General features: G+C 40.6%; 17 protein-coding genes. 10 read left to right on the top strand and 7 right to left on the bottom strand.

What is annotated here, in order from left to right; translation table 11 throughout:
* Nucleotides 1-578: 578 nt before the first annotated feature.
* From HQQ94_RS18710 to HQQ94_RS18730, 5 genes are read left to right on the top strand one after another with little or no spacing between them, the layout of a single operon-like run.
* Nucleotides 579-1,826, top strand: a complete 1,248-nt coding sequence (locus tag HQQ94_RS18710; protein WP_173295845.1) for an MFS transporter — start codon at nt 579-581, stop codon at nt 1,824-1,826.
* Nucleotides 1,810-3,000, top strand: a complete 1,191-nt coding sequence (locus tag HQQ94_RS18715) for a GNAT family N-acetyltransferase (protein WP_173295846.1) — start codon at nt 1,810-1,812, stop codon at nt 2,998-3,000. The genes HQQ94_RS18710 and HQQ94_RS18715 overlap by 17 nt, the downstream gene beginning before the upstream one ends.
* A complete protein-coding gene (locus HQQ94_RS18720; RefSeq protein WP_173295847.1) occupies nt 2,990-4,126 on the top strand; it encodes an acyl-protein synthase in 1,137 nt (378 codons plus the stop codon). Before HQQ94_RS18715 ends, HQQ94_RS18720 begins: the two co-directional genes overlap by 11 nt.
* Nucleotides 4,123-6,627 (top strand): acyl-CoA reductase, encoded by a 2,505-nt coding sequence (locus HQQ94_RS18725; protein ID WP_173295848.1) that lies wholly within the window; start codon nt 4,123-4,125, stop codon nt 6,625-6,627. Before HQQ94_RS18720 ends, HQQ94_RS18725 begins: the two co-directional genes overlap by 4 nt.
* Nucleotides 6,624-7,868 (top strand): phenylacetate--CoA ligase family protein, encoded by a 1,245-nt coding sequence (locus tag HQQ94_RS18730; RefSeq protein ID WP_173295849.1) that lies wholly within the window; start codon nt 6,624-6,626, stop codon nt 7,866-7,868. Before HQQ94_RS18725 ends, HQQ94_RS18730 begins: the two co-directional genes overlap by 4 nt.
* An 11-nt stretch (nt 7,869-7,879) precedes the next feature.
* On the opposite strand, the gene HQQ94_RS22705 is transcribed toward HQQ94_RS18730, so the two are convergent.
* Nucleotides 7,880-8,422: a hypothetical protein gene (locus HQQ94_RS22705; protein WP_254304101.1), complete on the bottom strand. Its 543-nt coding sequence runs from the start codon at nt 8,420-8,422 to the stop codon at nt 7,880-7,882.
* A gap of 339 nt (nt 8,423-8,761) precedes the next feature.
* On the opposite strand from HQQ94_RS22705, the gene HQQ94_RS18745 reads away from it, so the two are divergent.
* Nucleotides 8,762-9,271: a GNAT family N-acetyltransferase gene (locus HQQ94_RS18745; protein ID WP_173295850.1), complete on the top strand. Its 510-nt coding sequence runs from the start codon at nt 8,762-8,764 to the stop codon at nt 9,269-9,271.
* A 724-nt stretch (nt 9,272-9,995) separates the two neighbouring features.
* Here HQQ94_RS18745 and HQQ94_RS18750 read toward each other — a convergent pair.
* The 6 genes from HQQ94_RS18750 to HQQ94_RS18775 form a co-directional block, all read right to left on the bottom strand.
* Nucleotides 9,996-12,152: a S46 family peptidase gene (locus tag HQQ94_RS18750; RefSeq protein ID WP_173295851.1), complete on the bottom strand. Its 2,157-nt coding sequence runs from the start codon at nt 12,150-12,152 to the stop codon at nt 9,996-9,998.
* Between the two features lie 218 nt (nt 12,153-12,370).
* The gene (locus HQQ94_RS18755) at nt 12,371-13,570 is read right to left on the bottom strand and encodes an aromatic amino acid transport family protein (RefSeq protein ID WP_173295852.1); all 1,200 of its coding nucleotides are present in this window, start codon (nt 13,568-13,570) and stop codon (nt 12,371-12,373) included.
* Nucleotides 13,571-14,230: 660 nt separating this feature from the next.
* Nucleotides 14,231-15,673, bottom strand: coding sequence for a catalase (locus HQQ94_RS18760; protein WP_173295853.1), 1,443 nt, complete (start codon nt 15,671-15,673; stop codon nt 14,231-14,233).
* 935 nt (nt 15,674-16,608) lie between these two features.
* Nucleotides 16,609-17,046 carry a PaaI family thioesterase gene (locus tag HQQ94_RS18765; protein ID WP_173295854.1) on the bottom strand — a complete coding sequence of 146 codons (438 nt, stop codon included), beginning with the start codon at nt 17,044-17,046 and terminating at the stop codon, nt 16,609-16,611.
* Between the two features lie 498 nt (nt 17,047-17,544).
* Nucleotides 17,545-18,210: a response regulator transcription factor gene (locus tag HQQ94_RS18770; protein WP_173295855.1), complete on the bottom strand. Its 666-nt coding sequence runs from the start codon at nt 18,208-18,210 to the stop codon at nt 17,545-17,547.
* A 233-nt stretch (nt 18,211-18,443) separates the two neighbouring features.
* Nucleotides 18,444-19,055, bottom strand: coding sequence for a DUF2238 domain-containing protein (locus tag HQQ94_RS18775; protein WP_375335703.1), 612 nt, complete (start codon nt 19,053-19,055; stop codon nt 18,444-18,446).
* A gap of 158 nt (nt 19,056-19,213) precedes the next feature.
* Between HQQ94_RS18775 and serA the strand changes: the two genes are divergently transcribed.
* The 4 genes from serA to treB all read left to right on the top strand — a co-directional run bounded on the left by serA (nt 19,214) and on the right by treB (nt 24,181).
* Complete coding sequence (gene serA, locus HQQ94_RS18780; protein WP_173295857.1) at nt 19,214-20,443, top strand: phosphoglycerate dehydrogenase; 1,230 nt, start codon at nt 19,214-19,216, stop codon at nt 20,441-20,443.
* A gap of 122 nt (nt 20,444-20,565) precedes the next feature.
* Entirely contained in the window at nt 20,566-21,531 is a 966-nt protein-coding gene (gene ygfZ / locus HQQ94_RS18785) for a tRNA-modifying protein YgfZ (RefSeq protein ID WP_173295858.1), read from the top strand.
* Between the two features lie 116 nt (nt 21,532-21,647).
* On the top strand, nt 21,648-22,598 hold the full coding sequence (gene treR / locus HQQ94_RS18790) for a trehalose operon repressor TreR (RefSeq protein WP_173295859.1): 951 nt from the start codon (nt 21,648-21,650) through the stop codon (nt 22,596-22,598).
* 140 nt (nt 22,599-22,738) lie between these two features.
* Nucleotides 22,739-24,181: a PTS trehalose transporter subunit IIBC gene (treB, locus tag HQQ94_RS18795; RefSeq protein WP_173295860.1), complete on the top strand. Its 1,443-nt coding sequence runs from the start codon at nt 22,739-22,741 to the stop codon at nt 24,179-24,181.
* The last annotated feature ends 31 nt before the right edge of the window (nt 24,182-24,212 follow it).

Consider the following 24,212-nt stretch of genomic DNA (forward strand, 5'->3'; position numbering starts at 1 on the left):
GGCATGGCCGTTCTATAACATCCCTGTTATCACGGCATTTGTGAATCCATTCACATCAGATGCCATCGTCGAGCTTATATGGAAGACTCTTATGAAATCAAGAGCCAGCGTGCCGCAGAAGTATCTACGCATAGGGTCGTTCTTAGGCATCCTGCCTACACGACATTGGTGCATTCTTGCACGGCACCCACGGCAGGTGATTAATAAAATTTGAAACTTTGGCCATCAATAAGCCAATCAAACACCAAACCAGCCCAATGAACCCAATAAACCCAATAAACCCAATAAAAAAGATATTTGAAACTTGTTATCCAACAAGTTAACCCATTTTGTCCATAAACCTGCTACAGCCAGAAGATCAGAAATAGAATCAAAGTGAATCAAGAAAGTCGTGCTCATGTTAATTACTTCAATTTATTATATTGAGATCTGATTGTGATTAAAGTAAAAAGTTAAACTTATAACAATCTAAGTGCATGTAATTGTTTGTATCATGTTTCAAATAATCATTTTCGTGATCTTTTTTTGTGATATATTGCGCGCTCTTATGTTGTCAGTTGGTTGTATGGAGCTGGATTTTGAGAGCATCATTGAAAGTCGATGTACTATTTGACGCTAATTCCGTCAAGTTATTTATCGGTCAGATGAGTTCGCAAGTGTGTGAACGTATTATGTCCATAGGGTTAGTCTGGTTTCTGATGGAGCAATTTGGTGCCATCATAGTGCCCTGGTATCTAGCCGTTGGTGCACTGCCTCATCTTTTACTGTTACACCGAACGCCTAGGTGGGTTGACAGACTCGGGGCGCTTAGATGTTTGTATTTAACCGACTTCTTACGTGGGTTACTTTTTATCATTGCAGCGATGAGTGTTGTTGTTATGGATTGGCATGAAGGCTCATCTTTCCTGTGGCTTATTTTCATCTTAAGTTTTTTAAACTCTTGCTTAGGTTCATTATTTAATGTTGCTGTAATGACATTACCAATGAAAATGGTGTCTACAGATAAAGTTGAACGGCTAAATGCCATGGTAAGCTCTAGCTTTGCATTAGCAGGTATAATCGGCCCTATTGTTGGCTTGCTGCTTTTTGAGAAAATAGGTATGGCTGGTGTATTGGTTTTAAACGGCATTAGCTTTATTTTATCTGGATTATTGGAGATGAAAATAAAGTTACCTGCAGCGCTTAATTTAGTTTCCAAACAGAATCTAGAAGCAGCGATGCCCGTTAAAGCTGAGGGCATGTTAGCAATATTAAAAACCGATCCGCTAATAAAAAAAATGTTATTAATCTTTGTGGCGATGAATATTGTATTGACACCTATTTTGGTCTTTATGCCGACATTTATTAAAGTCGTTTATCAGTCGGATTTTAGTGCTCTTGTTTGGTTTGAATCGGCTTTTGCTGTTGGAGCTGTTACCAGCGGTTTATTGCTGATGCTAATACAGTTTAATGACAAACGATTGCGACGTATTATCATCAATCTGTGCATGATGAGCCTGGGTTATTTATTTTTTGCCTTTTCATCTCATTACTTATTTGCCTTGTTCGCATTGTTTGTTATTGGTGGATTTCTAGAGGCTGCCAATGTCGGTATCATTTCATTTTTTCAAACCAGAGCTAGGCCCGAACAAGTACCTCAGGTGATGGCAGTGATAAATTTGGTCGCAGTGTTAGCGATGCCTGTGAGTATGGTGTTGGTGTCCATACTGATGAACCTCACCTCTGTACAGTTAATAGCGCAATCTTTCGCTGCAATATTAGCGCTCATTTCATTATCATCATTTGCCTTAAAAGAGACTAAGGCTCCCCATGACGCTGCTTATTGAATTGGCCAATCTTACGGATGTAGCGGCATTGACGGTACTTTATCGCTCAATCTATGGTGATGACTACCCCATAGAGTATGGGGCCAACCCAACACTCATGGCTAATTCGATTGCCAATCCGGAGACTTGCTTATGGCTGGTGATGCGTGACACCAAGAGTTCTCAATTGGTGGGATCTTGTGTTTTCTCTTTAGATAAGAAAAATAAAATTGGCAAGGTTGGCGGCGTTGCTGTCAGCCAACATTATCAAGGGCAAAGAATTGCAACTCGATTGATTGCTGAGGGTACCAAACAATTACTGGAGTTACAAAATGAGCTTAATTCGATCTATACCACGACTCGAACCTTATCGGTAAGTAGTCAGTTAATGTTTCAAAATAATCAATATTTACCTTTGGGAATATTTCCCAATGCTCATAAGATCTCAAATTATGAAACTGTTACCCTTTTTGCCAAATATAAAGAAGGTGTATTACAACAAAGATGTTTCTTCTCGGAAATTCCTGGCTGTTTAAAGCCCATCATGAAGGTGGTCAATCAATACACAGGAAAAAAAATACATCGTCAACCTCTGCAATCAGAGATATCGAGTCGGCTACTTAGTGAGGCGGAAAGCCAGTATAGACAAAATGTAAATAAGGGAAAAGAGGTTAACTTTGAGTATATTGAAGCAAAGGATTTTGTTAATAATCGCTTCAATGAAGTAATTATCGATAAGGATAAGGCCGCTTTTTTCCCTTTTCATGAACCTAATTTATTAATCTCTTGTGTAAATTTAGGCTTGGAAATTTATGCCTATTTTTCTCCTAAAGACCACTACTGTGTCATTGTGACCTCTAACATAGACTTAAAAACACTCAACTTCCATGTTAAATCCATATTAACCGAGTTGAAAAGCAGAGGAGTACATTATATTGAATGTTTATTATCGATTGATAGATACCAAGACATTGAATATCTCTATCAATGCAATTTTTTACCTTCTGCGGTTTATCCTGCTATGCGCTCTGTTAATCAACAGACTATGGATTACGTGATTATGACAAAAACAATGGAACCCTTAAATTTTTCTGAAATGAATATTATCAAAGCATTTAGACCTTACATAGACCAATATACAAATTTGTGGATTAACATGCATATTAAATCGATAGGAGTATCCGATGACTATTGAACTGGAAAAAGTCAGAAAGCTTTGTAATATTCCCTTGGCTTATGATTATCCAGCTGATGATTTGTTTATCGAGGCAATGCAGCAAATTTTACAATGGCATGACAAAAAAAATCCTTTTTTTAAGCGCTTGTTAGAGAGTAAACAATTTCATTGGTCACAGTTAACCTCAATCCAAGACCTAGAGAAAATACCTTTCATATTGGCTAATTTTTTTAAATACCATAGTGAAAAATCCATCGCGGCTAATGAAGTGTTTCTTCACCTAACCTCATCAGGTACCGGTGGACAAAAATCACAAATGTTTTTTGATGAATGGAGTATTGGTAGCGCGCAAAAAATGGTTGATGCCATTTTTGAATATTACGGTTGGGTAACACCAGATAGCAAAGTTCGATATTTATTATACAGTTACGAACCTGAATCGGCCTCTAAACTTGGTACGTCTTATACAGATAACTTCTTATGCCAGTATGCACCAAGTGATGAAGTTATTTATGCACTTAGAAATACTGGTAATGATCATGCATTTGATGTTTTTAACGTGATTGATTTTTTACAACGAGCAGAAAAAGATCAAATACCCGTTAGAATCTTTGGCTTTCCAGCCTTTTTTCATTTTACCATCGAACGCATGAAAAAAATGAATATAGCGCCGTTAAAACTCCATCCTCAGAGTTTGGTTTTTCTGGGTGGTGGCTGGAAAGGGCATGCTGATCAGGCGATTGATAAATTCGATTTCTATCGTTCCGTCAATGAATTTTTAGGGATCCCTGATAGCCGCTTAAGAGACGGATTTGGCAGCGTAGAACATTGTGTTCCCTATGTCGAATGTGAAAATCATCAATTTCATATTCCTATCTGGTCTCATGTGCTGATCCGAGATTTTAAAACCTTAGAGGTGAAAGACTACGGAGAAAAAGGCTATCTGCAATTCATTTCACCTTATATCACTTCTATGCCAGCCGTTTCGGTATTAATGGCCGATATGGCAACTAAACATCGAGGTAAAGAGTGTAATTGTGGGTTAAATACCCCCTATTTTGTCCTCCATGGTAGAGCGGGAACCAGTCAAGCTAAAAGCTGTGCGATTAAAGCGGCTGATATTTTACAAAAGGAAAAGTTATGAAACATCTTGTTAAAGGTCATTGGATAACAGATGAGGAAATTCTTCCTGCTCTCGCCCAATTATCAACAAGCCATACCTTTAATATCTATAAGTTACTGACTTGTCTAGATCAATTTTCCAAAACCTTAAACCAGCATCCACAACTGTTGTCATTTTTACGTAATGCAGGACTAAGTCACCAAGAAGCATCATCGATACTATTAGAGTTGGCTGAATTCTTGTCTCGTAAAAATATTATTACCAAAATTAAGCGAGAATTAGGCCAAGACTTTTTTAGTGATCCGTTTGAATTAAGGCGTATTACAGGGGGGGACCCCATCTATGAAGGTTATGTTTCCTTGGGTATTTTAACCCATATTACCCCCGCTAATGCTCTGACTGTTTCATCCTTAAGTGCAATAGAAGGCTTACTGACGGGGAATATTAATCTAATTAAAATCAGTCATTCAGACCTACCTTTTGCGGCAAAATTTTTCGAACAAATGATTGAGTTTGATACCGATAATATGATTCGTGATCGCGTCCATGTGCTTCATTTAAGTTCACAGAGCAAAATACTGGACAAAATTCTTAATATGAGTGATGGGATATGTGTTTGGGGTGGAGAAGCCAGTGTGGCTGGGGTTAAAGCCAAAGTCTCAGCGGTTAAAAAAATCATCGATTGGGGCCCTAAAATTTCCTTAGCTTTTGTCTCAAAGGCAAAATACACACAAATAGAGTCAGTTGAACTTAAAGCTCTGGCTAAAGATATCTGCCTATTTGATCAAAAGGCCTGTTCTAGCCCACAAACCCTTTACCTTGAAGTAGACGATTATCAACAGCTACAAGACTTTGGCCAGCGCCTTTTGCCTTATTTAGTTGAAGTTTCCCAGAGCATCCCCTCAACCTTGCCCGATGAGGCAGAGCAGGCAGAAATTACCAATACAGTAGAATTACATGCACTAGAATCCTTACTAACAAATAAAGTCTTATTAAATGATAAAGCCACGGCTGTAAGTCTGTTGTTAGAGCAAGAATCCAGCCTAAGAACGTCACCTCTGTATCGTAATATTTGGCTTAAGCCGTTATTAAGAAAAAATATTCATCAGGAGTTATCTCCTTTTCGAGATTACTTACAAACCGTTGGACTTTGTTGTGATGATAACGAATACAGTGATTTAATGGGATTATTTTTGGATGCTGGAGTGACGCGAATTCGTCGACCCGGTGAGATGTTAGCATCCTATATGGGAGAGCCTCATGATGGGCGTTATGCCTTATTAGCCTACATGCAACGGGTCTCTGTGGCACCGCCAATATCCTTAGGGCATTTGAATCACTTATCAGAACTTGAGCACAAAAATCAGCAAATCTTCCATGACCCTAAATTGCCTGTTATGAGTAAAGACAATTATCAACAATTATCTGACCAAGATATTGCGAAAGATCTGTATTTTAAAAGTGGTGGCAGCAGTGGTAAGACAGCATATAGTTTTTTTACCTATGATGACTATTATACCCAAATGCAAGTGGCTGCTGATGGGCTGCGTGCAGCTGGGCTTGATTGTGAAAATGACCTCTGTATGAATCTATTTTTTTCAGGTGGACTGTATGGTGGATTTCTCAGTTTCTTTACTATCTTAGAATTCTTAAAGACAAAACATTTGCCTATGGCAGCCTATCCAGATTTAGCTTTTGTCAGTCAAAGTATCGTGCAATTTAAAGTAACAACGCTACTGGGTATGCCGTCATATCTGATGCAATTATTTCGTGAAAATGAAGGGATACTGAAAGCCTATGGTGGTATTAAAAAGGTTTTCTATGGTGGTGAGGCTTTTAGCGATGGGCAACGCCGTTATTTACAGCAAACTTTTGGCATAGATATTATCCGCTCAGCCAGTTACGGCTCTGTCGATGCCGGTCCTCTTGGGTTTCAGTGTGAACACTGTGATAACGGAGAACATCACCTTAATCAGGAGTTACAACACCTAGAGATCTTATGTCAAGATGCTGATAGAGCCATTTCGGGCCAAGAGGTTGGTCGTTTAGTCTTTAGCTCAAAAGTCAGAGAAGGTCAGGCAATTCACCGCTATGATGTAGGAGATTTAGGTCATTGGGTATTTGGTAACTGTCCGTGTTTGCGCCAGTCGCCAAAGTTCAAATTATTAGGCCGCAGTGGTGACGTATTTAAAATTTCCGGTAGTTTTTTTAATTATAATAAATTTGTTTCTTTATTTTCGCAATATGGTGAATATCAAGGGGAGTTGCAACTGATGCTGAAAAAGTCCTTGAAAAAAGATCATATTGAACTTCGAGTTGACCAGCAGAATATTGTTCAGGCGAATGTATCGACACAGCAACTAGAGAAAATACTCCTGGAACGATACGCTGATATCAATGAATGCGTTAATGTTGATCAAACCTTAACTGTTTCAGTCAAACCTATTCCGGCTAGCGAGATGATACGCACGACTGCGAGTGGAAAGTTATGTCATATTGTAACTGAGGATTTAGTCGTATGATAGTCAAATATCCACTCAGTTATTTAGCTCAATATGCTAAGGAACATTCTCCTTTTTATCGTGAACAATATAAAGGAATAGTAATAGATGAAAACCTTCTTACCAGAGAGTTACCCCTGATTGATTTAGATAAATTTTGGCAGGCCAATACGTTTGACAATAACCAGTTGCTTACCGGAAGTATGAATAAAGGTGTATTCTTTAAAAGCGGCGGTACATCGGGTAAACCTAAATTTTCTGTTTTTAGCCAAGCTGAATGGGAAAATTTTACCCATTGTTTTGGACTGGGAATGGAATCTATCGGGTTAACGTCAGGGGATCGAGTTGCTAACCTGTTTTACGTTGGTGATTTATACGCTTCTTTCGTGTTTATTATGAAATCTCTCGAATATTGTTCTACCGAAATCATGCATTTTCCTATTACTGGTTTGTGCACTATTGAAGACATGATTTCCAATATAGAAGAATACCAATTAAATGTACTCGCCGGCGTGCCCACCACCTTAATTCAATTACTGGAAGAGCTGTTTAACCGCGGTCAAGGCCAACACATAGAGACATTGCTTTTTGGTGGTGAGTCCTTTTATCCCGATCAACGGCAAAAAATTACCGATATGTTTCCTAATATTCGAATATCTTCTATTGGTTATGCCAGCGTCGATGCAGGACATTTAGGTTACGTTAATCCGAACTTAGGATACAATGAGCATCTTGTTTTTGATAACACCATCATGGAAATCATTGATGATGAGACTGGTGCGGTGATTGTAGAACCTGGACGCCCAGGCGCTCTGTATTATACTAATTTATCTAGAAAATTAATGCCGATCATTCGTTACCCTGTTGGTGATCGAGGAATGTGGCTTGATGTTAACCAACGTTTTAGAATTCTAGGAAGATCCGAGCAAGGGGCAAGAGTAGGCGTTGTTACTCTATATAGACAAGATCTAGAACATTTTGTGGCAAGTCTTGATAGGTCATTAGGTATCATTAGCTTTCAACTTATTATTACTCGGAAGCAATGTTTGGATACCTGTTGTCTAAATTTAGCAACTCTATTTGATCATGATGATAGTATCATACCAGCAGTTAGAGAGCTGTTTTATCAGGCAAGGCCTTTATATCTTAAGGAGGTTGAAAAGGGACATATTTTACCTATTGATATTAAGCTGGTGCCTTTAGAAGGCTTAGAAACAAATTCCCGCACCGGCAAGCTTAAACAAATTATCGATCGGCGTTGAAAAGTAATCGTTTACCACTTTTCGTTTTTGAGATTATTTACACATTTAAGCGAAGAGTCCGATACTAACCTAAAGCGAACACGCGGAATGCCGTCACCATTATCATCTAGCCTCATGTGACCAAAGTGAGGCGCTACAATTGTATTACCTGCTTCATCAGTCAGTTCGTGAAATTGAAAATCAGCTTCAATCCAAAGGGGGCGCTCTTCGGGAATTTCAGTTTCATTATATGGAACGTGGAAGTCAGATTTTTTAATACGACGTAATGAAGGGTCAAGAGCAAACATACGACAAAGAGCCTGCAACCCCGCTGTTTTCCCTGAACCATTCGGGCTGATAAGAAAGTTAAATCGTCGAGAAGGAGTTCTGTTAAAGTGGGTCCAAAACTTTAGAAGTTGGATAGCCACGTTCAACCTAGAAGTGCACAACCTATACTTTTTTAAAATATTAGGAGGTGCTTGTGGGAAAACAATACAACCATTTAACTCAGTGGGAACGGCAAAGGTTGTTTGAGTGGTATCACTACCAAAAGAAGTCAATGCGAGAAATAGCATATGCTATTATCGTGGACTGCCTCACTGATTCAGCACAGACATTCTATATAAAATTTGGCTTTGAAGTATTGTGTGAACATAATGGATGCGTCGCATGCTTCTACCAATGAAAACGGTAGAAAAGCTAATGTGAACAAAGAGGAGTTAGAAAGGCAAAAGATATGGTATTTTAAATGCTGCTCAATAGCATCGTGAGCACTACAGCATATGATAACCAATTGATTCAATGTGATTGTTAATATAAAGTGACAGACAATAAAATTATAGGTGGAAATAATGCATTGAAGAAAAAGTGTGTTTCTCCTCCTAATAAACTGTTAGGCAGCAAAGGTGAGTAGGTTGAATATAAGAGTCATAAATAAGGAAGATTGGGCAATATATAGAGATCTCCGCCTCATGTCTCTTCAAGACTCCCCTGATTCGTTTGGTAGTCGTTTTGAACAAGAGTCTTTATTTTCGAGGGATGAGTGGGTCACTCGTCTTAATCCCGATAATAGGGCGAAATATGCACTGCCACTTATTGCTGAGCTAAATGGTGTCGCAATTGGCCTAGCTTGGGGACTGCTTCATAATCCCCAAGATAAAACTGCTCATATCTATCAAATGTGGGTTTCACCCGATGTTCGCGGTCAGGGAGTTGGTAGTTTATTACTTAAAAATATCATAGCATGGGCAAAAGACTCTGATTTAGATTATATTTCTTTAGCAGTAACAACGATCAATAAACAGGCTGTAAAATTATATGAATCTTATGGATTTGAGCCTTATGGCCCTTTGGAAAAGCTTCGAGAAGCATCAATGATTTCTGTTCAGCCAATGAAATTAAAGCTGTGTGCTACTGCTGCCTAATCAGGTAGCCGGAGGTGTCTAGCCTCTAGCCCCCACACCACCCTACATGCGGCTCCGCACATGACTAAAGAAAAGATAGAGAAAAGATAGAGAAAAGATAGAGAAAAGATAGGCACATCTTTAGTATGCTGGGTACTCCCTCACACATATTGTTGGTGAAAGCAACGTTTGGTCTCTGCGATTCATGGTTAACCCTACGATGATAAAGGGGACGGATCAAATTTGGTTCTACAAAGAATCTAAGATACTTTTTCTAATCTGAACCATCCGCTTTAGAGACAATTAGCTATCTGATTTCTGCCCAAAACCGCGTTAGCAATCACTAAAGCTAAATCGAAGAGATAAATAATCAGGTGTCAGTGAGCTCAAGGACTTGGGTTTAAGGGCGAAGTTCGACATAGTAGAACTCTCTGAGCGAGAGATAGAGATATCGAGCTGGCTATTAACAGGGAATGTTATTGGAAATCGCAGAGCGTATAGGGATATATTCACAGCGTGCCGAGTGATGACTTACACATCAGCTTACTGCCAGCAATAAACACCAATGAGTCTATGGTTATCAATAAGCCAATTGGCGGCATCAAATCAGCCAAAGGAACACGACACTAAAAGATATGTCCAACTTGTTATCCGACAAGTAAAAAATGGGAAGTAAAATTTTCATTTTAATCCCCCATTTAATCTCAAAACCTGCGTTTTTATCACTCATTAAGCGAAATAATAATTAATGCACAATCTCCATTTCGGCTAACAAGTTATCAGCGCCGTCGAGATACTTCATCACCCATAACATGTAGCGGCTATCGACTTGAATAGAACGGTTAAATTGAGGATCGTAAGCCCAATCACCAATAATGCTTTCATACACACAATCAAATAACAACCCCACCAGCTCAGCACGACCATTTAAGGTGGGTGAGCCTGAATTCCCACCAGTAGTATCTAAGGTTGATAAGAAATTAACCGGTACTGAATCAAGTGATTTTACGTAGTAATCGCCATAGCGTTTTTGTTTAATGAGCTCAAGTTGCTTAGACGGTGCATCAAAAGGATCAGCACCAGTATCTTTAGCCAATATGCCTTCTAAACGAGTAAAGGGGACCGCTTTTAAGCCATCTTGAGGTGAGTAACCTTTTACATGCCCGACGGTCACTCGTAAGCTTGAGTTCGCATCAGCATAGACCGCTTTACCTTGTTCGGTATTAAAAGCAATAATAGCCTTCATATACAAGGGACGTACTTTCATTAACTTACCGCTAAGGTCTTTTTCTTTTCTCTCTTTTGCCATATCAGTGTCATACATGGCAACCGCGAACTGAATGAAAGGATCACTTGATGACTTAAAATCAGCAACAGACTTATCTATCCAGCCTAGGCGAGTATCCATGTCCCCAAGTTTGGTCTTGTTGTACATATTATCTAAAACTTGATGTAATTTATGTTCATTTAATGTGTTATCTATGTCGAACACTTTATCCAAAGCTGGAACACGTTCACTTAATGGCAATGCTGCGTAACGCTTTAACATATCAAACAAGAGTGCTTTATCGACACTAGCAGCGTAAAGGCGATCAATGCGTTCTATGCTAGATTTAAAACGGATCATGTCACGCTCTTGATAACCTGGTTCGCGTTCCATATCATCGAGTTGCTTCTCGTTCGCTAATCGATACAGTTTTTTCGCTGTCGGCACCATCGTCGTGTAACGAATATACCCTAAGATAATATCTCGAGCTTGATGCTCTTGACCTTCAGCAATTAAGCTGTCTAATTCAGCCAATGTCTTGCCGTATTGCTGTTGACGCTTGCTGTCCTTATTGATCCAGCTCTCCAACTGAGACTCTCGCTCATTACGATCATCGAGCATAGTCGACTTGGCATAAAACTCAATCATTGAAGTAAAGTTTTTCGCATAGTTAGCTAAACCTGCAATCAAGCTTTTATATTTAATCCGTTCAGCACTTCCTTCTTCCGTGGTCTCTTTGATGACGTCAATAAAGCGCTCGCGCAGCATCTTGCCTTCAGGGTATGACCATTCAAAGGTATTTTCAACTTCATTGGCGGTGCGATAACGGTTGGTGCGGCCTGGATAACCTGCAACCATGACAAAGTCACCGTCGCTCACCCCTTTAGCTGAGACCTTCAAGAAACTCTTTGGCTCATAGGGGACATTATCTTTGCTAAAATCAGCAGGTTTACCCTCTTTCGAAACATAACCACGGTAAAAAGAAAAGTCACCAGTATGACGCGGCCACATCCAATTATCGATATCGCCACCATATTTCCCCACACTACCCGCGGGATTATAAACAAGGCGCACATCACGTATTTCAAGTTGTTTAACTAAATAATATTCAAGACCACCATGAAAGCTATAAACCTGACAACGATAACCATTTTCAGCCTCACATTCAGCCACTAATGATTTTTCTTTGCCTTCTATGCCTTGATAAAAATCATTACCAACTTTGTTTTCTAAGCCCTTTTTAACCTTATCTGTAACATTGGTCACCGCTTCGGTCACATAGATACGAGAACCCGGCGTCGCCTGTAACTCTTCAGCATAAGATTTAGCTAAAAAACCGTCTTTAAGTAAGTTTTTATCTGGTGTCGAATTATATTGAATTGAGCCGTAGGCACAGTGATGGTTAGTCACAACCAGCCCCTTAGGAGAGACAAATGATGCGCTACACCCCCCTAAACTGATCACCGCGTTCATCGGGAATTCTGTCAATTTAGAGATAGCATTAGCATCAATTTCTAATCCTTTTGCTTTTAGTTCTTCGGCCATTGCTGGCAGTTGATATGGTTGCCACATTCCTTCATCGGCCTGTGCCACAAAAGAGGCTACAACGGCGACAGTAAGCAGTAATTTCTTCATTTTGTTAAATCCATTTTTAATTATTTTTGTTTTATTTTGTATGTACTGCAACACATAATTCGCTGTTTTACTAAATGTTATCCAATAAAAAAGCCGAGTTAAATATTGCTATTCAAGCTCGACTTTATCATAAGACGGCATAACTAAAGCCCTCTTTGATGCTTTTCCTTACAAAATGTCACTGCTTAATAAGGAAAAATAGATTTACAGCATCACATTTAGAGTACCACTAGCAACTGGGCAATAATAATCCCCACACCCAATAGGCCTGCTATCCCCAGAGCGACATTACCACCACAAACTTCATAACCACCTAGATTCTGCTTACGCTGTTTAAGTGCCATCACTATTGGTAAAAAGACAATCATCACCACTAAAGGGATGGCGGCTAAACCCAATACCTTAAAGAAACCATTAGGGTAATAAAGCGCGCATAACAGTGGGGGAACAAAAGTAATTAACCAAGTTTTAGTTCTGCCAAAAACATCATCTTTAGCACGAGTCAACTCCGCAACATAATCAAACAAGCTGATGGTCACGCCGAGGAAAGAAGTGATAAGTGCCAAATTAGCAAATAAGTCGATGCACTGCTTAAGCGCTTCTGATTGCGCTAAACTTTGCAGTGAGGTCACAAGCAGTGGCAATGAACCTGCAAAACCATGTACAGTTTCACCACCTAATGTGCCCAGAGTCACCATCAACCATAGTATATAGCACACTAGAGGAATGGTTGAGCCTATAATGAGTACCTTACGTAATGACATGGCATCACCGTCTAAATAACGCACTATGGTCGCAATACACACATGAAAACCGAACGACGTAAACACTATAGGAATAGCCGCTAGCCATAAATTATTCAGCTCACTACCCGTAACGACATCCCCACCAGTGCTCGCTAAAGCTGAAGTAAGATCGACTTCTGGCAGTAAAAAAGTGACAACAATCACTAATAGAACCACCATAGAGGTAAACAGCACCCGAGAAACTTTATCGATCCACTTTACTCCAATGCCAATCATGCCACCAAAAAAGACGGTAAATAATAACACTGCCACTTGGTTATCTATGGTGATGCCGAGAGTGTCGAAGCGTGTTCCAAGTAACTCGGCTCCCCCCATCAAATAAACCATGGTCAGTGCAAACAACAAGCTCATAAAAGAAGCGCCTTGGATTAACTGCCCTCCTCGACCCAGCAACTTACCGGTTATCACATGGACATTATCTCCCACTCCAGTACGTAAGTTAATTTCTAGCATTAATAAGGAGGTATAAATCGAGATCCCCCAAATAACCACCAACAGTAAAAGCGCAGGTAATGTGCCTAATGACGCTGTAGCCAAAGGTAGGGCTAACATGCCGCCACCAATTGCCGTACCTGCAACGATAGAAATGGAACCGAGCATTTTAAAATTCACAAATTTGTCCTGTTAGATATATTTTTATTATTGATTTTAAGTAGGTCTGATTTAGAACGATTTGGTATAAAGTGTTAGTTAGCAAGATATGACATCATGATTAACCGCCCCAATCGAATCTGGTCTATGAACCTTGATTGATCACAATTGGCCTCAATGGCGAGTTAATAGTTGTTTATCCTATCGACAAGGCCATTAAGGCTGAATAAATCGAGCAACCAACATATACACAAATTTCATCACATATTTTCTCTTTGAAAATGACTTGGAAGGACAGTAACAGAGCCAAACCCAGTCGGCAAGCCACTTGTGAACAAATTATGCCAAAAAACAAAAATGAAACAATTCATTATCTAATTTTTAAAAATCACTTTCGAGAACGTATTGTGGCACTAACAACCAAGCATGTGCCTATGCCTATATATACATTCAGCGGGAATTCAAAGCACTATAAGGTAAGGACTTTGAAACCCGTCCTATGGAAGGCGCTCAAACATTCCACTTCAAGATACTTATTTCAGCGTCATTCGTAGGGTAGCTGAACAATACAGTGATTGAGATCGTTTGGGTATATAGGCGATCACATTTAAAAATACACATAAAAAAGCCAGAATAGTTTACCTATTCTGGCTTTATATACATCGAATAACCTAAGGGGTATTACAACTCTTCAGCACCAATATCAAGTATTTTAGCTAAACCTTCACCATAAGCGATATCAGCCTTCATGCAATTCTGAATATGGCGGATCTGAATATGTCGATCCGCGCCGCCAACAGAGGCTGCCGTATTGGCAAACAATCTTTGCTGTTCATCGTGATCCATCAACCTAAACAGATCACCAGCTTGACTGTAATCATCCTCATCCTGATGACTGTAAGCATCTGCATCCCCGTCGATCTGCATCGGTGGCTCACTAAAATCGGCTTGTTCTTGCCATTGACCTTGAGAATTAGGCTCATAGCCGATAGTGCGACCGGCATTGCCATCTGTACGCATCAATCCATCTCTATGGTAAGAGTGAAATGGACATTTAGGCGCATTGACCGGAATATGACTATGGTTAACACCTAGGCGATATCTTTGCGCATCACCGTAAGAGAATAGACGTCCCTGCAACATTTTATCTGGTGAAAAACCGATCCCAGGTACTATCGTAGTCGGGGCAAACGCGACTTGTTCAACATCAGCAAAATAGTTATCTGGATTACGGTTAAGCTCCAATTCACCGACTTGGATCAATGGGTAATCTTTATGTGGCCATACTTTTGTTAAATCAAAAGGATTAAACGGACATTCACCTGCTGCCGTCTCTTCCATTAACTGTACGTAAAACGTCCACTTAGGAAAATCCCCTTGTTCAATTGAATGCAATAGATCCGCTTGATGACTTTCACGATCGTTGGCGATAATGTCTGCCGCTTGTTGATCTGATAAATTTTCAATACCTTGCTGAGTTTTAAAATGAAATTTAACCCAGTAACGTTTATCATCTTTGCTGATAAAGCTGTATGTATGCGAACCAAAACCATCCATATGACGATACGTTTTGGGGATCCCACGATCACCCATGGTGAGCGTTATTTGATGCAAAGCCTCTGGTGATAGCGTCCAAAAATCCCAATTATTATTAGCACTACGCATATTCGTATGAGGATCGCGTTTCACCGCATGATTAAGATCGGGGAATTTAAGCGGATCTTTAAGGAAAAAAACAGGCGTATTATTACCCACCAAGTCCCAATTACCTTGTTCTGTGTAAAACTTAATGGCAAAACCGCGAATATCACGCTCGGCATCAGCTGCGCCACGCTCACCAGCAACGGTTGAAAAACGAACAAAAACTTCTGTTTCTTTTCCCACAGACTCAAATAATTTTGCTTTAGTGAACTCACTAATATCATGGGTCACAGTAAAACGACCAAACGCACCAGACCCCTTGGCATGCATACGACGCTCAGGAATGACTTCCCGATCAAAATGGGCTAACTTCTCTATAAACCAAGCATTTTCGAGCAACATGGGACCACGCTTCCCAGCTGTTTTAACATTTTGATTATCTGCTACGGGTGCGCCAAACGCTGTGGTTAATTTCTTATCCATAATAAACTCCTAGAATTCATATAAATTAATATAACAAAGTTAGTTTTCAGCTTAAAAAATCTTCAATATACCGTTAGATTTATAACATTAGTCTGAAAAACTGGTTTATTCAGTACATCAAGAAAGCAAATCTGTACGCTTATCATTAACCCAATTTTCAATAAGATCATAAATTGTTGTCATGATAGTGCCCTCTAAAAATGCAAATAACGAGTAAATATGTCGATGTATTAAGAATAATCAAAAACAACAAGCCAGTAAAACGATTAAAACAGATTAAACTAACAGTAAAAAGAGATTGTAAATATTCGATAATATTGAGATTAATGAAATACGACATTATTACAACAATAACTAACCTGAACTCGGGATAACGAGTGTCAGATACGTTTAATTTTTTACTTAAAATCAAAAAGTTAAACTTTACTCGACCGTTGTTCACTCACCCACTTGCTTAATGCCGACATTTTTGTCGATATCAAGGCGGGATTTCGTACGTAATAGCTGGCTATGACTAGAAAGCACAACAAAGATAGGGGCCAAAATAGCGATATTAAGCGGCGCTGCTTAACCCGAGCTCAGGTTAACTAGACCATAAACCACAAATAGAGCCTCTTATTAGATCACACTGAGGTGATTTTTTTACGTTAGACATCATCAATGATATGGAAACAACAGAGGTCAGATATCCGACCCATTGCCATATACCCAAGCTACTTCAATATGCTCGTTTCTGAGTCCCCTAGGATGGTTGAAATAAGGCAGAGATGGGAATGTCGTTAATGCAGGAGCAATTAACGCCCTTGAACTCGGTCACTTCTGGACTGGCTGAGTCATGCATCTTGAGGTCGTTTGGGGATAGCCTCTCGACTTCGAATTAAAAGTGATGATGACTAAGATGAATAAACACAAGTCATCAAAATCTAATCATAATGTTAACGCTTAACAACCGCTGCCGTCATTCTAGAGATACAACACAGCTCACCTGCACTATTATGAATAAGTACTTCCCATACAGAACTTCGCTTACCTAAATGAATCGCTTTAGTGGTGGCCGTTAACACTCCATTACGGGATGCTTTTAGGTGGTTAGCATTGATTTCCTGACCGACGCAATAATACTTTTCAAAATCAACGGCAAAATTAGCGGCATAACTCGCTACTGTTTCGGCTAACGCTACATTAGCCCCTCCATGGACAATACCAAGAGGATTATGCACAGCCGGAGACGCCAACATCGTCGCCTTCATATAATCATCACCGATCTCAGAAATTTTTATTCCCATGGTCTGCATCAAAGTTCCCTTTCCATGCATACCTGAGTCCATTTCAGCTAAATCATCTAAGCTTACAGGTCTAAACCAAATACTCATTAGTGCTACCTTTTTATCATCAGAAACTTTCAGTTTACCCACCTACAAAGAAACTTCAAATACATAAAAAGCCTTCACTGCAGAGGAGTATTCAAACATATACAACCTAGACGAGTTTCAAAGCCTCGCATGCCGTGTTGAATAATGTAAATATAACAGGAACTAGGACCAAATACGGCTATATCGAGGTAGGAGTCCATGGATGGGAAAAGGTAGAACAATTATCGAGAGTCACGCAGGAAGCAGTTACCGAGGAAGCCAGAGCCGACAATAACGATTAGCTGCAATCATCAACTAGCCACATGGATCTGATAGATGTCTGTATTGCAGGAGCAAATACAGTCATTGCCTGCAGGGCTTTGAATTCCCGCTAAATGAATTAACGGCATGATCACCGTTAATCATATGACCTTTTATGACGCTCAAGCGCTTTGCTCAACACTATCATGGCATGCAGCAAAAAGTATGCAGAGCTAACGTGAGTATCATGCTATAAAACTAAGAACAAAGTGCTAACTGATCGCCATAATTTTGCGCCCACCGAAGTAATTCAACCCGATTACGGGACTGTGTTTTTCTAAAAATAGAAGAAACATGGGCTTTTACTGTATGTTCACTAATGCACAAATTATCTGCGATTTCTTTATTTCGAGCACCACTAGACACAAACTCAATAATGGTGCGTTCCCGTTTTGTTAAAAGCTGTGATATATTTTCTACCTCAGCACAGTATTCATTACCTGTGTCTAGACGATCGACCAACTGCCGAACTATCTTGCTGATAAGACTACTCTCATACCAAAGTTCATCAGCTACCATCCTTCTTAAACCTGTCAACATTACATCGATACGCTGATCTGAATAAAGTAATCCGCGGATCCCCAACAGCATAGCGGAGGCGGGATCTAACGTATTCCTATCGACCTGATACAGTGCTACTGGTACATGGGAAACTAGACGCATAGCGATTAAGGGAATACCTCGACTGTCTAAGGCCGCCCCTTCTTGACATATAAAGTAAAAACTATTTCCATCACTTTTAGATGCTAGCTCAGACACCTGTTTAACAATACGAGTCTTAATTCCAATGGATTCGGCTAAAATAGCCAAACGACATGGCGTTGACACCTGATGAAGAAATACTAACTCATCAATTTTATTCATTTACTTCCTCCTTGAAAGGGGTTATCCCTTTAAAACACATAAATCATCTCAACAACATACTCATATGTGTATTCTGTCTCCTTTTAGTCAATTTTAATAGCATTATTTGTGACCTTAGGTAATAAAAACATTGATTTAGTGTTAAATAATACTTAAGCACGATGCTTCACCGCTAAAAAGTCCCCAAGTCAAAAAATGCATCATTGAATATAAAATAAAAAGCTGAATTAAGATTAATCAGTAGCCGATTTAAACGCGGATAACTGCTTATCATGAGTTTTTACCAAGACCAATAGCGCGACGATGGCACCTAGCAATGCCATTCCCATATCAGATTGCGTATCCCAGATATAACCTTGGGTGCCTAAAAAAGCTTCTGCATCTTCACCGGTCAATAAAGCCACCCACCACTCTATTAATTCATAAAATGCCGATAAAGCCAGCGCGAAGCAGATACAAATAAAACTACACCAGCCACCTGCTTTCACCACCTCATTACGAATGAAAACCTCTCTAGCAATGAGTACTGGTATAAATCCTTGAGCAAAGTGGCCCAATTTATCGTAATTATTTCTTTCGCTACCAAGCAATTGAGCCAACCAATCAAATAAGGGGACCTCTGCATAAGTATAATGACCACCCACCATTAAAATAAGACTGTGGATCAATATCAATACATACACAAGCGGTGTCAGTGGAAACCTTTTTCGGGTGGCAATGAGCACAGGTACAGCCACTAAAGCAGGGGCAACCTCCAAAAACCAAGTAAATTGATCTTTAGGCTCAATACCAGACCAGATTAACACAAATAGATATATAACTATCCAAATCATATGCTTACTCAAAATTACCACCTCGTATTAGGTCTATATTAGATTGTTCTGTCGTAAGAATAATAACTTTAGCCATCTAGCCCTCCACACACAACAAAAAAGGTGCTAATTTAGTGCCTGTAAAATACCTTAATGACATACTATCAACAATTGAAGAGAGTACCTAAATCATGACTAAGCATTCGCTGGACAAGGATAAGATCAAAATCCTGCTTTTGGAAGGCGTTCACCAATCTGCAGTAGATGTATTCAAACGTGCAGGTTACAGTAATATTGAATACCACAAAGCCTCTCTCGGTGAAGAAGACTTAATGACAGCGATACAAGATGCGCACTTTGTTGGTCTACGATCCCGTACTCAATTAACAGCAACTGTGTTAAAAAAAGCTGAAAAACTGGTCGGGATTGGTTGTTTTTGTATCGGAACGAATCAAGTTGACCTCAAATTTGCAGAGAAGCTCGGTGTGCCTGTATTTAACGCGCCTTTTTCTAACACTCGCAGCGTAGCAGAACTGGTACTCGGTGAAATAATCATGCTATTTCGTGGTATTCCTCAGCGTAATGCCATGGCACATCGTGGTGGATGGCTTAAAAGTGCCAGTGGCAGCTTTGAAGCTCGAGGAAAAACACTGGGTGTGATAGGTTATGGCCATATAGGGACTCAATTAGGTATTTTAGCCGAAACACTGGGTATGCGGGTTGTATTTTTCGATATAGAGGACAAGCTCCCCTTAGGCAACGCTCAACAAATTCACTCTATGCAAGAATTAATGTCTCTTGCTGATGTCGTCAGTTTACATGTACCTGAAACACCACAAACAAAAGAAATGATTGGTGAAACTGAACTGGCTTACATGAAAAAAGGCAGTATCTTAATCAACGCTTCTCGTGGGACTGTTGTCGATATCGATGCGCTAGTTTCAGTACTTAAAGCAGAAAAAATAGCAGGTGCGGCAATCGATGTTTTCCCTGTTGAACCGAAATCTAATAGTGATGAATTTATCAGCCCGCTCCGTGGCTTAGATAATGTCATTTTAACACCTCATGTCGGAGGCAGTACTCAAGAAGCGCAGGAAAATATTGGTATAGAGGTCGCAGGAAAACTGGCTAAGTATTCAGATAATGGTTCAACTGTGACGGCTGTCAATTTTCCTGAAGTTTCACTAGCACAACATAAAGATACGTCTCGCTTACTGCACATACACCATAACCGTCCAGGCGTATTGATCAAAATTAACCAAGCGTTTGCAGAAAAGGGAATTAACATTGCAGCCCAATACCTACAAACCACAGCTGAGATTGGTTATGTGGTCATGGAAGTCAATTCAGATCAGGCTGATGAAGCCTTGGAAGAAATGAAAGCCATTGAAGGCACCATACGTACTCGCCTACTTCACTAAGCGTAAACAGCCAAGCTAATCACGAACGGCGTATTATTATAAAATGATACGCCGTATTTATATCCGTAGCCCCTATTTGGCGTTACAATTCTTCCACTTAACGCCCTATTTTGGATAATGATATGACCCAGTCAGCTTCTCTGCACTCTTTGAATCCCAACACTCCCCACTCTCAGCTTACTTTTGCTAACTTATCTCACATGGGATTAATGAGTGTTACTGGTGAACAAGGCCGCACTTTTATGCATGGCCAGGTTACGACAGATATCAGTTCACTTGAAAGTCATCAGTGGGGCTGGGGCGCACATTGTGATCCTAAAGGTAAGATGTTAGCCAGTTTCAGAACCTTTGTCGTTGAAGACGCGCTCTTTATGATGATGCCATCAGACACCTTAGCGGTAGATCTACCTCAATTGGCTAAATATGCAGTATTCAGTAAAGTTGATCTTGTGGATGTTACCACTGATTGGATTATCTTAGGCGTCGCAGGTGAGCAGGCACCGACTTGGATAGCTGAGCACTTTGGCGAAGTAAACCATCCACTCACGACAATCTCTGGTGGCGTACTGCTTAAAGATGAAGGGCGTTTTATCATCATCATAAAAACGGCTTCATATGAAGCTCTGACAAGTTCAATAACACAACCAATTCAAGATCAAAGTGTTTGGCAAGCACTTGAAATACAAGCGGGATATCCTAACTTAGCCGCATCACACCAAGGGCAATTTGTTCCTCAAATGTGTAACCTACAAGCCATTAATGGTATCAGCTTTAAAAAAGGCTGCTACATGGGCCAAGAAACCATAGCGCGTATGAAGTATCGCGGTGGCAATAAACGTGCACTCTATATTCTTGCAGGCACGAGTTCACAACCTCTGTTAGTAGACAGCCGATTAGAACTCGCTCTTGAAGATGGATTTAAAAAAGTCGGCACGATTATAGAAGTGGTGCAATCGAGTGAGCAGGTTCTATTAACTGCGGTACTGCCTAATGATACCGACAACTCAAGCGTACTTAGAGTCGCAGGTGATGAAAACTCAACCCTGCACATTCAGCCACTGCCTTATTCACTTGAAGATAAAGATTAAGTAAAAAAATAAGATAAAGTCAGTGACGCACTAACGCCTTAGCCAGTGTTGCTCACAATAGTTAACCATGACGACACTGGCACCGCTCATCTCATCATGCTGCTTAAGGAACCTCCATGGCACAAAATCTAACGATCCTTGATATCGCTCGTATGTGTGGTGTAGGTAAATCGACCGTCTCACGTGTTATCAACCAAGATCCAAAAGTCAAACCTGACACTCGGGATAAAGTACAAGCCTTTATCGATGAAGTCGGTTTTGTTCCCAGTCGCTCCGCCAAAGCAATGCGCACCAAACGCTCAATGGTGATAGGCGTGATCCTCACTCGACTCGACTCGGCCTCTGAAAATAAGGTGATCCGCGGTATTCTCAATATTCTCACTCAACATGGCTACGATACCTTATTGATGGAAAGCCAGATGACCACCGAAGGCGTCGAGCATTGCCTAAACACCCTTAAACAACGTGGTGTAGATGGTGTGCTACTATTTGGTTTTTGTGGTATCACTTCGTTTGAGCTAAAAAATTGGCAGCATAATTTGGTTTTACTGGCCTGGCCCACTGATGGGTTTTCATCTGTTTGTTATGATGATGCCCGTGCCATCGAACTCAGTTGTCAGCACCTGTATGATCTTGGTAAGCGACACATTGCTTTCATTGGAGTTGATGACAAGGATGAAACCACGGGATTACGACGCACACGCGCCTACCTCGATTTTTGTCAAAAACATCAACTCACACCTCGCTTCGCTACCGGAGAGCTCAATTATCATAGCGCATTTGATAACACAGCTCACATTCTTGAATCCACCACCCAAGCCATTATTTGTGCCTCAGATACTCTCGCGCTAGGCAGCGCTTACTATGTGCAAAGTCAAGCACGTTCAGAGGTCATCATTTGTGGCGTGGGTCACAGTGAACTCCTTAAATTTCTATTTCCAAACACCATTAGCGTAGAACTCGGATATGAACAAGCTGGCATTCAAGCAGCACGATTATTGTTAGAACACTTACATCAGCAACAAACACCTAAACAAAAAATATGCCAATGTTCACTTATTCAATAGACATTCACTAATCAACTGAATGAGTGTTTTTTACACTTATTATTGTGTGATCTATATCACACTATGACCATTTAATGATTGATAGTTGAACCTTAAAAGTGACAATGGGAACGTTCCCAGTCATTACCAAGGACCTTCTAATGGCAAAAGTAAATTCTCAGGAGCTCACACAACTACTTGAGCTCGTCGGTGGCCGCGACAATATCGTTACCGTCAGTCACTGCATCACTCGTATGCGCTTTGTACTCAATGATCCAGCTAAAGCCGATATTACCGGCATAGATGCGTTACCAACAGTCAAAGGTTGTTTCGCCAACGCCGGTCAGTTTCAAGTCGTGATAGGCACCGAAGTTGAAGAGTTCCATCGGCAATTTGTTAAACTGACCAAGCTCGGTGAAGTCGACAAAGAACAACTCAAACAGATAGCCCGTCAGAACATGAGCTGGTTGGAACGAAGCATCTCTCATTTTGCCGAAATCTTTATTCCACTCATTCCAGCGATTATTGCTGGCGGACTGATCTTGGGCTTTCGCAATCTAATCGGTGATATCAATCTCGTTGATGGTCATCCACTGATGCAAGGAAGTCAGTTCTGGACTGGCATCTACAACTTTTTATGGTTGATAGGTGAAGCCATCTTCTTCTTCCTACCCGTGGGGATCTGCTGGAGTACAGTACGCAAGCTAGGAGGAACGCCTATCCTTGGCATTGTACTTGGCATCACACTCGTGTCACCTCAGCTGATGAACGCCTACGATCTCGGCGCCAAGATCCCTGAGATATGGGATTTTGGCTTTTTCACCATCGATAAAGTGGGCTATCAAGCTCAGGTGATCCCCGCTCTACTGGCAGGTCTACTACTGGCATTTATCGAGACGGGTTTAAAAAAGATTGTCCCAAGTTACCTTACTTTAGTGCTTGTGCCTGTAGTATCACTTATGATCACCGTGTTTATGGCCCACGCAATTATTGGACCTATCGGACGTGAAATCGGCAATGGCGTTGGCTGGGCAGCTAAAATGGCGCTCACTGGCGAATTTGCTCCCATTGGTGCGACCTTATTCGGTTTTTTATATGCACCTTTAGTGATAACCGGTGTCCACCAAATGACCAACGCGGTCGATCTACAACTCATAGGTCAAATGGGAGGTACGCCTATCTGGCCACTGATCGCTTTGAGCAACATAGCACAAGGTTCTGCGGTATTAGGTATTGTGCTTGTGAGTCGTAAATACAATGAACGTGAAATATCCATCCCAGCGGTTATCTCGGCTTACCTAGGGGTCACAGAGCCAGCCATGTATGGCATCAACTTACGTTACAAATTCCCGATGTTATGCGCCATGATAGGCTCAGCGATAGCGGCTTGTATTTGTGGTATTGGCGGCGTACTTGCCAACAGCATCGGCGTCGGCGGCCTACCTGGTATCCTCTCTATACAAACAGCTTACTGGGGCAGTTTCGCCATCGCTATGCTCGTCGCTATCGTGGTCCCCATAGTCCTAACTATGATGGTATATAAGCGTAAAGAGGCAACGAATACCTTACAAGTCAGTGGCATGACAGCACCTAAAATCATCTAAGGGCAAAGGCCCTTTCTTTCTCAATTGAGCG

It is taken from the genome of Shewanella sp. VB17 (assembly GCF_013248905.1).
Classification (GTDB): domain Bacteria; phylum Pseudomonadota; class Gammaproteobacteria; order Enterobacterales; family Shewanellaceae; genus Shewanella.

What these genes read in the sequence shown, in the direction of transcription:
- HQQ94_RS18730 (WP_173295849.1), top strand. Translation starts at nt 6,624, where the DNA reads ATGATAGTCAAATATCCACTCAGTTATTTAGCTCAATATGCTAAGGAA.
- HQQ94_RS18760 (WP_173295853.1), bottom strand. Translation starts at nt 15,673, where the DNA reads ATGGATAAGAAATTAACCACAGCGTTTGGCGCACCCGTAGCAGATAAT.
- HQQ94_RS18765 (WP_173295854.1), bottom strand. Translation starts at nt 17,046, where the DNA reads ATGAGTATTTGGTTTAGACCTGTAAGCTTAGATGATTTAGCTGAAATG.
- HQQ94_RS22705 (WP_254304101.1), bottom strand. Translation starts at nt 8,422, where the DNA reads ATGCTATTTCTCGCATTGACTTCTTTTGGTAGTGATACCACTCAAACA.
- HQQ94_RS18715 (WP_173295846.1), top strand. Translation starts at nt 1,810, where the DNA reads ATGACGCTGCTTATTGAATTGGCCAATCTTACGGATGTAGCGGCATTG.
- HQQ94_RS18770 (WP_173295855.1), bottom strand. Translation starts at nt 18,210, where the DNA reads ATGAATAAAATTGATGAGTTAGTATTTCTTCATCAGGTGTCAACGCCA.
- serA (WP_173295857.1), top strand. Translation starts at nt 19,214, where the DNA reads ATGACTAAGCATTCGCTGGACAAGGATAAGATCAAAATCCTGCTTTTG.
- HQQ94_RS18750 (WP_173295851.1), bottom strand. Translation starts at nt 12,152, where the DNA reads ATGAAGAAATTACTGCTTACTGTCGCCGTTGTAGCCTCTTTTGTGGCA.
- ygfZ (WP_173295858.1), top strand. Translation starts at nt 20,566, where the DNA reads ATGACCCAGTCAGCTTCTCTGCACTCTTTGAATCCCAACACTCCCCAC.
- HQQ94_RS18725 (WP_173295848.1), top strand. Translation starts at nt 4,123, where the DNA reads ATGAAACATCTTGTTAAAGGTCATTGGATAACAGATGAGGAAATTCTT.
- treB (WP_173295860.1), top strand. Translation starts at nt 22,739, where the DNA reads ATGGCAAAAGTAAATTCTCAGGAGCTCACACAACTACTTGAGCTCGTC.
- treR (WP_173295859.1), top strand. Translation starts at nt 21,648, where the DNA reads ATGGCACAAAATCTAACGATCCTTGATATCGCTCGTATGTGTGGTGTA.
- HQQ94_RS18720 (WP_173295847.1), top strand. Translation starts at nt 2,990, where the DNA reads ATGACTATTGAACTGGAAAAAGTCAGAAAGCTTTGTAATATTCCCTTG.